This window comes from Brevundimonas sp. AVps5 (genome assembly GCF_058681515.1).
Genome location: NZ_CM178740.1, coordinates 1650241 through 1662250 on the forward strand (window position 1 = coordinate 1650241; position 12010 = coordinate 1662250).

At 66.9% G+C, this 12010-nt stretch carries 12 protein-coding genes; 11 read left to right on the plus strand and 1 reads right to left on the minus strand.

Going from position 1 to position 12010, the window contains the following annotated elements; all coding sequences use genetic code 11:
• Positions 1-170: 170 nt before the first annotated feature.
• The gene (locus ACW18A_RS08545) at positions 171-2306 is read left to right on the plus strand and encodes a DEAD/DEAH box helicase (RefSeq protein WP_492021303.1); all 2136 of its coding nucleotides are present in this window, start codon (positions 171-173) and stop codon (positions 2304-2306) included.
• A gap of 207 nt (positions 2307-2513) precedes the next feature.
• Positions 2514-3602 (plus strand): ABC transporter ATP-binding protein, encoded by a 1089-nt coding sequence (locus ACW18A_RS08550; protein ID WP_492021304.1) that lies wholly within the window; start codon positions 2514-2516, stop codon positions 3600-3602.
• A gap of 168 nt (positions 3603-3770) precedes the next feature.
• Here the strand turns inward: ACW18A_RS08550 and cysS are convergent, their stop codons facing one another.
• Complete coding sequence (gene cysS / locus ACW18A_RS08555; RefSeq protein WP_492021305.1) at positions 3771-5180, minus strand: cysteine--tRNA ligase; 1410 nt, start codon at positions 5178-5180, stop codon at positions 3771-3773.
• A gap of 155 nt (positions 5181-5335) precedes the next feature.
• Between cysS and folE the strand changes: the two genes are divergently transcribed.
• The 9 genes from folE (at position 5336) to ACW18A_RS08600 (ending at position 11896) form a co-directional block, all read left to right on the plus strand.
• Complete coding sequence (gene folE / locus ACW18A_RS08560; RefSeq protein ID WP_492021307.1) at positions 5336-5950, plus strand: GTP cyclohydrolase I FolE; 615 nt, start codon at positions 5336-5338, stop codon at positions 5948-5950.
• Between the two features lie 183 nt (positions 5951-6133).
• A complete protein-coding gene (locus ACW18A_RS08565; RefSeq protein WP_492021309.1) occupies positions 6134-6574 on the plus strand; it encodes a biopolymer transporter ExbD in 441 nt (146 codons plus the stop codon).
• A gap of 88 nt (positions 6575-6662) precedes the next feature.
• Positions 6663-7004, plus strand: a complete 342-nt coding sequence (locus tag ACW18A_RS08570) for an MmcQ/YjbR family DNA-binding protein (protein ID WP_492021310.1) — start codon at positions 6663-6665, stop codon at positions 7002-7004.
• A gap of 52 nt (positions 7005-7056) precedes the next feature.
• On the plus strand, positions 7057-7923 hold the full coding sequence (locus ACW18A_RS08575; protein ID WP_492021311.1) for an alpha/beta hydrolase family protein: 867 nt from the start codon (positions 7057-7059) through the stop codon (positions 7921-7923).
• A gap of 62 nt (positions 7924-7985) precedes the next feature.
• Positions 7986-8831 carry an aldo/keto reductase gene (locus ACW18A_RS08580; RefSeq protein WP_492021312.1) on the plus strand — a complete coding sequence of 282 codons (846 nt, stop codon included), beginning with the start codon at positions 7986-7988 and terminating at the stop codon, positions 8829-8831.
• 39 nt (positions 8832-8870) lie between these two features.
• The gene (locus tag ACW18A_RS08585; RefSeq protein ID WP_492021313.1) at positions 8871-9119 is read left to right on the plus strand and encodes an XRE family transcriptional regulator; all 249 of its coding nucleotides are present in this window, start codon (positions 8871-8873) and stop codon (positions 9117-9119) included.
• An 11-nt stretch (positions 9120-9130) separates the two neighbouring features.
• A complete protein-coding gene (locus tag ACW18A_RS08590; RefSeq protein WP_492021314.1) occupies positions 9131-9307 on the plus strand; it encodes a hypothetical protein in 177 nt (58 codons plus the stop codon).
• 8 nt (positions 9308-9315) lie between these two features.
• Positions 9316-10842 carry a UbiD family decarboxylase gene (locus ACW18A_RS08595; protein ID WP_492021315.1) on the plus strand — a complete coding sequence of 509 codons (1527 nt, stop codon included), beginning with the start codon at positions 9316-9318 and terminating at the stop codon, positions 10840-10842.
• Positions 10843-10930: 88 nt separating this feature from the next.
• Positions 10931-11896, plus strand: a complete 966-nt coding sequence (locus ACW18A_RS08600) for a DUF1963 domain-containing protein (RefSeq protein ID WP_492021316.1) — start codon at positions 10931-10933, stop codon at positions 11894-11896.
• Positions 11897-12010: the final 114 nt, after the last annotated feature.

Here is a 12010-nt window from a genome sequence, read left to right on the forward strand (position 1 = left end):
GGATGTCACGGGCTCGCGGAACGAGGGTCAGATTCCGACACCTTCCCGCCGTATCACCCTCATTCGGCCTTGTTCGCGGAGCAGAAGCTCCGCCCCGCGAAATCCCCGCGCGGCCCACAGAACGCCCCGCGCCGCTCGCCAATCCGGGCCCGGCGCCCTACGGAACCGACATGCCCTTCCCTGCCAGCCATCCTGCGCTCGACCGCGCCCTGTCCGAACGCGGCTATGCCGAGCCGACTCCTGTCCAGGCGGCAGTGCTGGAGGCGTCCCAGGCCGAGGACGGCACCGGGCGCGACCTGCTGGTCTCGGCCCAGACCGGATCGGGCAAGACCGTCGCCTTCGGTCTGGCCCTGGCCCCGACCCTGCTGGGCGATGCGGAGAAGTTCACCGACTTCGGCAACCCCCTGGCCCTCGTCATCGCCCCGACCCGCGAACTGGCCCAGCAGGTCTCCAACGAGCTGCAGTGGCTCTACGCCCAGACCGGGGCGCGCATCGTCTCCTGCGTCGGCGGCATGGATCCGAAGGTCGAGCGGCGGGCGCTGGAGCGCGGTGCCCATATCGTCGTCGGCACGCCCGGCCGTCTGCGCGACCATCTGGAACGCGGCGCCCTGGACCTGTCTGAAGCCCGCGCCGTCGTACTCGACGAGGCCGACGAGATGCTGGACATGGGCTTCCAGGAAGACCTGACCTTCATCCTCGACGCCGCTCCGCCCGAGCGCCGGACCCTGCTGTTCTCGGCCACCCTGGCGCGCGACATCGTGCAACTGGCCAAGACCTATCAGCGCGACGCCGTGCGCATCGACACGGTCGCCGGCAACAAGTCGCACGCCGACATCGAGTACAAGGCCATCCGCGTCGCGCCGAACGAGATCGAACTCGGCGTCGTCAATGTGCTGCGCTATTTCGAGGCCCCCGGCGCGCTGGTGTTCGCCAACACGCGCGAGCGGGTGAAGCATCTGACCTCGTCGCTGCGCGAACGCGGTTTCTCCGTCGTCGGACTGTCGGGCGAACTGACCCAGAGCCAGCGCTCCGAAGCCCTGCAGGCCCTGCGAGACGGCCACGCCCGCGTCTGCGTCGCCACCGACGTCGCCGCGCGCGGTCTCGACCTGCCCGACCTGGGTCTGGTCATCCACGCCGAGATCCCGGTCAACAAGGCCGGCCTGCTGCACCGGTCGGGCCGCACCGGTCGTGCGGGCAAGAAGGGCGTGTCCGTCCTGCTGGTCTCCTACACCCGCCGCCGCAAGGTCGAGCTGATGCTGCAATCGGCCTCGATCGTCGCCGAATGGTCCGGCCCGCCGTCGGCCGAGATGATCCTGGAGAAGGACCGCGAACGCCTGCTGGCCGACCCCGCCCTCACCGCCCCGGTCGAGGACGAGGAGGCCCTGGAACTGGGCCGGCTGCTGCTGGAGCGGACCACGCCCGAACAGGTCGCTGCGTCCCTGATCCGCCTCTATCGCCAGAAGCTGCCGGCCCCGGAAGAGGTCTATGACGACGAGCGCATGAAGCGCGCCCAGGTCAGCGGTGTGAACGATCGGGGTCAGGAGGACGGCCCGTTGCGCGACTTCGCACGCGGCGGCGACATGGTCTGGTTCCGCATCAACATCGGCCGCGACAAGAACGCCGATCCGAAATGGCTGCTGCCGACGCTTTGCCGTCTGGGCCATGTGACCAAGGGCGACATCGGCTCGATCAAGATCTTCGACCGCGAAACCAAGTTCGAGATCACGACGGCCGCCGAAGCCAAATTCCGCGCCGCCATCGCGGCCGGGACGGAAGACGGCGTGACCGTCTCCGACGCCGTGGCACCCGGTCCCAAGGAACGTCCTGCCAGCCGCTGGGACAAGAAGCCCGCCGGTGACGGTGGTGATCGTCCGGAGCGCAAGCCGTGGGCGAACAAGACCGAGAGCGACCGCCCTGCCCGCGCCGAAAAACCCGCATGGAAACCCCGCGAGGACGGCGACAAGCCCGCCTGGAAGCCGCGCGAGGACAAGCCGGCCGGCGAGAAGAAGCCGTGGGTCAAGCGTGAGACTGCTCCGGCCGCCGAGGGCGAGCGGCCCAAATGGGTCAAACGTACGCCCGACGCCCCCACGCCTGAAGGCAAGAAGCCCTGGGTCAAGAAGCCTCATTCCGATCGTCCGAAGACCGCCTGGGCGCCTGCCTCCGACGCCGCGCCCGCCGCGCCCGGGGACAAGCCCTGGAAGGGCAAGCCCAAGGGCGGCGACCGTCCCTGGGCCGCCAGGGACGCGCACGGCAAGCCGGCCGGCGAGAAGAAGCCCTTCAAGGGCAAGAAGAAGCCGAACGGCTGATCCTCCAATCCTCCCCCGACGGGGGAGGTGGCGCGGAGCTCTTCGCGACGTGACGGAGGGGTCTCACCTCGAACCCGGTGTCTGGGTCTGCCCCCCCCACCACTGCGTGGTCCCCCTCCCCCGATGGGGGAGGATTAGGTTGGCGAGCCTCCGCGTAACCGATTACAGTCCCGGAAAAGAAGACTGACCCCGGGACAGGAAACACGTATGGCCGACGTCGCACTCAGCGGCATTCACAAGAGCTTCGGCGCGACCGAGGTTCTGAAGGGTGTCGATCTGACCATCGCCGACGGCGAGTTCGTGGTGTTCGTGGGACCGTCAGGCTGCGGCAAGTCCACCCTGTTGCGCGTCATCGCCGGACTGGAAGAGGTCGATGGGGGCGAGGTCTCGATCGGCGGGCGGGTGGTCAACGCCTTGTCGCCGTCCGACCGGGGCATCGCCATGGTGTTCCAGTCCTACGCCCTCTATCCGCACATGAGCGTGCGCCAGAACATGGCCTTCGGCCTGACGCTGGCGAAGACGGACAAGGCCGAGATCGAACGCCGCGTCATGGCCGCCGCCGAGACCCTGAACATCGTCGACTATCTGGATCGCAAGCCCAGGGCCCTGTCCGGCGGCCAGCGCCAGCGCGTCGCCATCGGCCGCGCCATCGTGCGGGAGCCCGAGGTCTTCCTGTTCGACGAGCCCCTGTCCAATCTCGACGCCGCCCTGCGCATGCGCATGCGCTACGAGTTCGCCTCGCTGCACGAGCGGCTGAAGACGACCATGATCTACGTCACCCACGACCAGGTGGAAGCCATGACCCTGGCGGACCGGATCGTGGTGCTGAACGGCGGGGTCATCGAACAGGTCGGGGCGCCGATGGAGCTCTACGAGCACCCCCGCACCCGCTTCGTGGCCGAGTTCATCGGCAGCCCGAAGATGAATCTGATTCCGGCAGAGCTGGTCGAGGCGTCCGCGACCGGCGTAATCGTTCGAACGGCGGCCGGAGAGACCGTGCATGTCGGCGTCGACGCCGCCTCGGCCAGGGCGGGTCAATCGGTCATGCTGGGCGTCCGTCCCGAGCATCTGACGCTCTCAGGTCCCGGCGACGGGATCCGGGTGAAGGCGGCCTTCGTCGAGACCCTGGGCCATGCGACCTATGCCTATGTCTCGCAGGCGGGTTCGAGCGAGGCCATGACGGTGCAACTGTCCGGCGACCTGCGCCCGAGGGTCGGCGAGGCCCTGACCCTGCACATCGACCCGGCGCGGGCGCACCTGTTCGACTCTGACGGAGCCGCGTTCAGGCGGCTGTAGCTCCCTTCTCCCCTTGCGGGAGAAGGTGGCCGAGCGGAGCGAGGTCGGATGAGGGGTCACGCGGACCTTGCCGATCTACGCTCGGTCCGCCCACTCCAGGCGACGGTACGACCCCTCATCCGTCAGCCTTCGGCTGCCACCTTCTCCCGCAAGGGGAGAAGGAGACAATTACTCCTTAAGCCGCCAGGTCGCGCCGGTCGGGCCGTCCATCACCACGACGTTCAGGGCCGTCAGCCGGTCGCGGATACGATCCGCCTCGGCCCAGTTCTTCTCCGCCCGCGCGGTGACCCGTTCGGCCAGAAGCCCCTCGACCTCGGCCTTTAGCGAATCGTCGGCTCCGCCCTCGAACCACTGGTCCGGGCTGGACAGCAGCACGCCCATGATCCGGCCGCAGGCCGTCAGTTCCGCCTTGGCGATACCGACCGCATGGTGGTCTCCTGCCGTCATCGCCCGCTCGATCTCGCTGGACAGGGCGAACATCGTCGCCATGGCTCCCGGCGTGTTCAGGTCGTCGGAGATGGCCTCCAGGAACTCCGGTGACGGCATGTCCCCCAGCGGCGCGATCGCCTGGGCCCGACGCAAGGCGCCGTAAAGCCGGTCCAGGTTCTTGCGCGACTGGTCCAGCAGCGACTGGTTCCAGTCCAGCGGCTGACGATAGTGGGCTGACAGAAGGGCCCAACGCACAACCTCGCCCGGGATCGTCTGCACCAGGTCGTGCAGCAACAGGACGTTGCCGATCGACTTGGACATCTTCTCCGCATCGACGGTCAGGAAGCCGTTGTGCATCCAGTAACGGCTGTATGCGTCATGAGCCGCCTCGCCATGCGCATGGCCATGGGCGCAGACCCCCTGGGCGATCTCGTTCTCATGGTGCGGGAAGACCAGGTCGATGCCGCCGCCGTGGATGTCGATCGGCAGGCCGAGGGTTTTCTCGATCATGGCCGAGCATTCGATATGCCAGCCCGGGCGCCCCTCACCCCAGGGCGAAGGCCAGGACGGCTCGTCGGCCTTGGCCGGTTTCCACAGGACGAAGTCGTGCGGGTTCTTCTTGTAGGGGGCGACCTCGACCCGGGCACCGGCGATCATGTCGTCCAGGTTCCGGCCCGACAGGGCACCGTAGGCCGGATAGGAGGACACGTCGAACAGCACATGGCCCTCGGCGACATAGGCGCAGCCCTGATCCACGATCTCGCCGATCTGTTTGATGATCGCGTCCATGTGGTCGGTGACATGGGGCGCGATGTCCGGGGGCGAGACGTTCAGGAGCCCCATGTCGGCCAGATAGGCGGCCTCGTAGCGGGCCGTGACCTCGCCGATCGGCACGCCCTCCTTGAAGGCCTTCGCATTGATCTTGTCGTCCACGTCCGTGACGTTACGGGCGTAGATCACGCTGTCCGCCCCGTACTCGCGCCGCAGCAGGCGGACGAGGACATCGAACACCACGGGCGGACGGGCATTGCCGATGTGGGCGTAGTCATAGACCGTCGGGCCGCAGACGTAGAGCGTCACCCGTTCCGGGTCCCGGGGGACGAAGGCGCGCTTCTCGCGGCGCAGGGTGTCGTGCAGGTACAGTGTCATTTGATCGCGGTGCAGTCGGTTTTCTTGCGGGACGGGCCCTGCGTCCCATATAGCCGTGTCGACGCGGCGAATAGCCGACGTCATCGAAAAGGGAGAGCGACACGCGTCAATCCGGGACCTTCGTTCCGGCGCTACTATGTCGCTTCAATCAGTTTATGGACGCCCACGTTTCCACGCCGGTCCTGGTCGGCAACGATTCCGATACGAAGCCCAGCCGCGAGCAGGCCCTGGCCGCCGTTCGCACCCTGATCGCCTGGTCGGGCGACAATCCCGACCGCGAGGGCCTGAGGGACACGCCCCGGCGCGTCGTCGACGCCTATTCCGAATGGTTCGAGGGCTATGACGCCGATCCGGCCAAGGAACTGAGCCGCACGTTCGAGGACGTGCAGGGCTATGACGACATGGTTCTGCTGCGCGAGATCGAGGTCGAGAGCCACTGCGAGCATCACATGGCCCCCTTCCTCGGCAAGGCCTATGTCGCCTATCTGCCGACCGAGAAGGTCGTGGGAATCTCCAAGATCGCCCGCGTGGTCGAGATCTTCTCCAAGCGTCTGCAGACGCAGGAGACCCTGACACAGGAGATCGCCAAGGCGCTCGAGGACAACCTCAACCCTGCCGGCGTCGCTGTCCTGATCGACGCCGAGCACCAGTGCATGACGACTCGCGGCGTGCATCACCGCCACGTCTCGACCATCACGACCCGCTTCACCGGGGCCTTCAAGTCGGACCCAGCGCTCGTGGAACGTTTCCTGAAGCTGGCCAAGGGCTGATCGATAAATCCTCCTTCGCACGCAGCGGAGGAGGATTTTTCCCCGTTCAGGCGAAAACCGCCTCCAGGGAACCGACTTCCTTCCGAGACCGCTTTACAAGCCTCGCGGCAGACGCCAAGAAACCGTCCGAACCGTAACGCGTCGCTCGCGCCCCGCGCCCGAGCCTCCATGGAGAATCAACGCATGGGCTCCAAGCTCGCAGGTCCCGCCGGACAAGGTGGCAAGACCATCTCCCAGAACGCGGACATCAACGTCACGCCGTTCGTCGACATCATGCTGGTGCTGCTGATCATCTTCATGGTCGCCGCGCCGCTGGCGACCGTGTCCATCCGCCTCGATCTGCCGCCGGCGACCCCGCCCACCGGCGAAGAGCCGAAGGAACCGGTCTACATCACCATCCAGGATACCGGCTCGATCTTCATCGCCGAGCAGCAGACCACGATCGAAACCCTGGCCGTGGACGTCTGCGCCGCACTGGGCGGCGGTTCGCCGGCCTGCCAGGAAGAGCGCGTGTTCGTCCGCGCCCAGCCGGAAGTTCGCTATAACGCCTTCATGGAAGTCATGAACGACCTGCAGAAGAACGGCTTCTACAAGGTCGGCCTGCTCAACGAAGACATCGAATAGGTCTCGCACCTCTTCGCACCGATCAGGGCCGCGTCTCGAAAGGGACGCGGCCTTTTTCATTCGCGCCATCCGTCCTAGGGTCGGTGCCATGACACCCTCAGACCTCCGCGCCCTCGTCCTGACCCTCCCGGAAACGGAGGTCGGGACGACCCGCGGGAAACCTTCCTTCAAGGCGGCGGGCAGGTTCTTCACCCGCCTCCGGGCCGAGGACGACAGCGTCGTCGTCTATGTCGACAGCGAGGACCATCGCGACATGCTGATCGAAGCCGAGCCCGCGACCTTCCACACCACCGACCACTATCGCGGCTATCCGATCGTCCTGGCCCGTCTGGCGTCGGTGGATCCGGTCTGGCTGCGCCAGGCGCTGGAGAAGCGCTGGAAGAAGATCGTGCCGAAGACGGTGTCGAAGACCTACACACACGTCGCTTGACCTGACGCTACGTCATCATGCCAGGTTCGTTTCCAAACAGGACGGACAGGTCATGGACACCCCGGAATTGGTCACCCGCGATCTCACGGCCGAGGCGGCTGACGGCTATCGGCTGGCGCTCAGGCTGATCGCGCCGGCGAATCCCTCCCATGCGGTGCTTGTCACCTCGGGCACCGGTTTTCCAATGGGGTTCTACGAGCGGTTCGCCCGCCATCTGGCTGCGAGCGGCGCCGCGGTCCTGATCTACGACATGCGGGGGATCGGCGCGTCCCGTCCGGACGATCTCGCGGCCATGCAGATGACCTATGAGGACTGGGGGCGTCTGGACATGCCGGCCGCCCTGGAAGCCCTCATCGAGAGCGCACCGGGACTTCCGGTCCTGCATGTCGGCCACAGCGTCGGGGGTCATTTCGCCGGCTTCATGCCGAACCACGCAAAAATCGAGCGCCACGCCTTCGTCGCCGTGGGCTCGGGGTATTGGGTCGACCATTTCCGCAGCTACAATCCGATCGAGATCTTCTTCTGGTGGATCTATGGCCCGTGGAGCCTGGCGCGCCACGGCTACATCAAGGGCGGCAAGCTGTGGCGCGGTGCCGACCTGCCGCGCGGCGTCTTCCTGCCCTGGCGACGCTGGTGCCATGACCCTCGCTATTTCGCGGACCACCTCGGCACGGCGTTGCAGCCCAACCATTTCGCCGAGGTCACGGTGCCGATCCGGTCCTGGATCTTCACCGACGACCCCATCGCCAATCGCAAGACCGCGCCGCGAATGCTGGAGGTCTATCCGAACGCGCCCGGCGAGCTCATCGTTCGCGAACCGGCCGACTATGGCGTTGCCCGCATCGCCCACGAGGGCGCTTTCAGGCGTGGACTGGAGCCGCTCTGGGACGAGATTTCCGACTGGCTGGCCGGCCGATAGCTGGCGCAGGAGCGTCGCCCACCCATATCCAGCCTCCCGCGAACCCAGGCCGGAGCCGCCCGATGTCCGAACAATTGTCCCTGACCGTCGACGGCCTGAGCATCCCCCAGCTCGGGTTCGGCACCTGGCAGCTGGAACCCGCCGACGCGCGGCGCATGGTGGCGGAGGCCCTGCGCATCGGCTACCGCCACATCGACACGGCCTGGATCTACAAGAACGAGGCGGCCGTCGGCGACGGCATCCGGGACGCGATCGAGGCGGGCGGGGTCGCACGCGAAGACATCTGGCTGACAACCAAGATCTGGGTCGAGCATTTCGAGCACGACGCCCTGCTGCGCCAGGCCGAAGAATCGGCGAACAGCCTGGGCTTTATCCCCGACCTCCTGCTGCTTCACTGGCCCAGGATGACGCCGACCTTCGCCGAGACCCTGGGCGCCCTGAACGAGGCCAGGGCGAATGGCCTGACCCGTTCGATCGGCCTGTCGAACTTCCCCTCCGCCGAGTTCCGGCGGGCGCAAGACCTGTCGCAGGCCCGCCTGGTCACCAACCAGGTCGAGTACCATCCCTATCTGTCGCTGAAGACGTTGCGCGCCACGGCCGCCGATCTTGGTTCCTCGATCACGGCCTGGTCGCCCCTGGCCCAGGGCAAGATCGCTGGTGATCCGGTCATCGGCGACATCGCCCGCGCCCACGGGAAGACCAACGGCCAGGTGACCCTGCGCTGGCTGGTGCAGCAGGGCGTCATCGCCATTCCTCGCACGGTCAAACCCGAGCGGGCCGCGGAGAATTTCGACATCTGGGACTTCCGGCTCTCGGACGAGGAGACGGCCCGAATCCACGCCCTCGCCCGCCCGGACGGCCGCCTCGGCGACTGGCTCGACAAGGACTTCCGCTGGGATCAGGATTGACCGCAGACGCGGCAGGAAAGCCGCGCGCGGAGGTTTCGCATGGGCTCTGTTCTCGGTTTCCCCGGCCTCGATCCGCATGACGCGGCCGTCGGTGCCCGTCTGAAGCGTTGGCGCGAACAGCGCGGGGTCGATGTCGACGCCGTCGCTGCCGTTCTCAAGATCACTCCGGAAGAGGAACGCCGCGCCGAGGCCGGTCGAGCCCACCTGACCACGCTCCAGATCGCCGCGGCCACACATCGCCTGCGCCTGCCGATGTGGGCGCTGGTTTCCGACCGCCCGGCCTACTGACGATCCACAGGATGCACGGCGCCGCGCGCGGCTGGCGCATTCTGTTTGCCATCCTCGGCTGGGCTCGGGCGGCCGTGAATTTTTCGGCCCTGCTGGCCTTCTTCCAGGTGCCCGGTCTGATCGTCGCGGCGATCGATCGCGGCCTGGGTGCACTCGGCAAGGGTGACAGTTCCCTCGCGCCGTCCTAATCGGACCCATGGCCTACAAATCCTTGCGCGACTTCATGGCCCAGCTGGAGGCCTCGGGCGAACTGGTGCGCGTGTCGGAGCCCGTCTCCACCGTACTGGAGATGACCGAGATCCAGACCCGGCTGTTGCGCAACGGCGGCCCCGCGGTCCTGTTCGAAAAGCCGGTCATGCCCGACGGCTCGATCAGCCCGATCCCGGCCCTGGCCAATCTGTTCGGCACGGTGAAGCGCGTCGCCATGGGCGTGACGCTCGACAAGAAATCCCGCACCACGGCCGCCGAGTTGCGCGAGGTGGGCGAACTCCTGGCCTTCCTCAAGAATCCGACCCCGCCGCGCGGCCTCAGCGACGCCATGGAGATGCTGCCGCTGGCCCAGTCGGTGCTGGCCATGCGGCCGAAGGTGGTGAAGTCCGCCCCGGTGCAGGAGGTCGTGCTCAAGGGCGACCAGATCGACCTCGGTAAACTGCCGATCCAGACCTGCTGGCCCGGCGAGCCCGCGCCCCTGATCACCTGGGGCCTGGTGGTGACGAAAGGTCCGTCGGACGACCGCGAGGACGACTTCAACCTCGGCATCTACCGCATGCAGGTGCTGGGCAAGGACAGGGCCATCATGCGCTGGCTGGCCCATCGCGGCGGGGCGCAACACTATGCCCGCCACAAGAAGCGCAAGACCGGCCCCCTGCCCTGCGCCGTCGTGCTGGGAGCCGATCCGGGCACCATCCTGGCCGCCGTCACGCCGGTGCCGGACACGCTGAGCGAATTCCAGTTCGCCGGGCTCATGCGCGGTGCCAGGGCCGAGCTGGTGGCCTGCAAGACCGTGCCCCTGATGGTTCCGGCCCAGGCCGAGATCGTGCTGGAAGGCCACGTCCTGCTGGACGAGCACGCGCCCGAGGGCCCCTACGGCGACCACACCGGCTACTACAACTCGGTCGAGACCTTCCCGGTCTTCCAGGTCAGCGCCATCACCATGCGGCGCGATCCGATCTATCTGACCACCTTCACCGGCCGCCCGCCGGACGAGCCCAGCGTACTCGGCGAGGCGCTGAACGAGGTCTTTATCCCCCTGCTGCGCGCCCAGTTCCCGGAGATCACCGACTTCTGGCTGCCGCCCGAGGGGTGCAGCTATCGCATCGCCGTGGTGTCGATGAAGAAGGCCTATCCCGGCCATGCCAAGCGGGTAATGCTGGGCGTCTGGAGCTATCTGCGGCAGTTCATGTACACGAAGTGGGTCATTGTCGTGGACGACGACATCGACGCCCGCGACTGGAAACAGGTCATGTGGGCCATGGCCACCAAGATGGACCCGGCGCGCGACATCACCCTGATCGAGAACACCCCGATAGACTACCTCGACTTCGCCAGCCCCGAGAGCGGCCTCGGCTCCAAGATCGGCCTCGACGCCACCGACAAATGGCCGCCCGAGACGAAGCGCGACTGGGGCGAGGAGATCCGGATGGACGAGGCGGTCGTCGAGCGGGTGTCGGGGATGTGGGACCGCTTGGGGCTGCCGGGCGACGGCGCGCCGATCTGGAAATAGACCGATGTGGGGCTGGCTGAGACGACGGTTCAATCGTGTGGCTGCGACGCAGCTCCAGCCCCCGAAACGGCGGGCGGCGCAGCTACCTTTGGGGTCACTCGACGATCTGAACGCACTGATCGACCGCTGCTGTCTCGGCGCTGCGCGCGAGGTGATTCTCTCCCGGAGCACGCCCTGTTTCCACATGATCGCGGGCGGCCCCGCCTCCGATGCGCCGCTCGGGACCACGCGACTGGGCGGTGCGCCCGACCTGCCCGTCGGCAACGCCTGGCCCATCAGCGAACATGGGGCCTGCAGCTTCCTCGGACAGTTCGATCTCACCGACGTTCGCGCCCGGACAGGCGCGACAGACCTGCCCCCCGAAGGCCTGCTGTCCGTGTTCGTCGACTTCATCGACAGCGCGGCCGACCCCGTCCGTGTGCAGGCGATCCTGACCCCGCCCGACGTTGCGCTCGAGCGCCTGACGCCACCGGCGCACACCGACGAGTACGGTGCCTGTTCCGGGTGGCTCAACCCGATCAGCGTCGCCGCCTTCGCACCCGGGATCAATGTCCCGCCCTTCGATTTTCGATTCGATGCCGAGGTCGAGGCATTGGCACCCGAGGCCGACATGGACGCCTTCCACGATGGCCTGTGGCCGACGCCGGAGGGAACCGTCGGCCAGTGGCTGGGTGAAGGCTTTGATATCGGCGGGCCAGACCTTCGCCTTGCCATCCACGGCCGCCAGATCGGCCGTCCCCGTCTGGCGGCCTATGATTTCGTGGAAAGCTGGGAGGCGTGGGAGCAGCTGAAGGCCACCGGTCACAGGTTGCAGAGCGGCCAGATCTACCGGCCATGGACCGACGCCGACGACGCCGACGTCCGTTTCCTCCTCGACAACCGTGACCGGTTGACGGCCGACGTGGCGCAGCTTCGACTGCTGCTCCTGATCCAGTCCAACAAGCCAATGAATCTCTGGATCAACGACGCCGATCCGATCTTCTTGTTCATCCCGGCGGCGCGGCTGGAGCGTGGCGATTTTTCGGAACTGCATGGCGCGGTGACGCAGGGCTGACGAGACGCCGATCTGGAAATAGCGACATCGAATTCTTCGACGATTGTGGCCGAAAATCGCTTTTCAGATGACCGATATGTAATCTAGGTTCCCGCCTCCATACCTTGTCCCCTT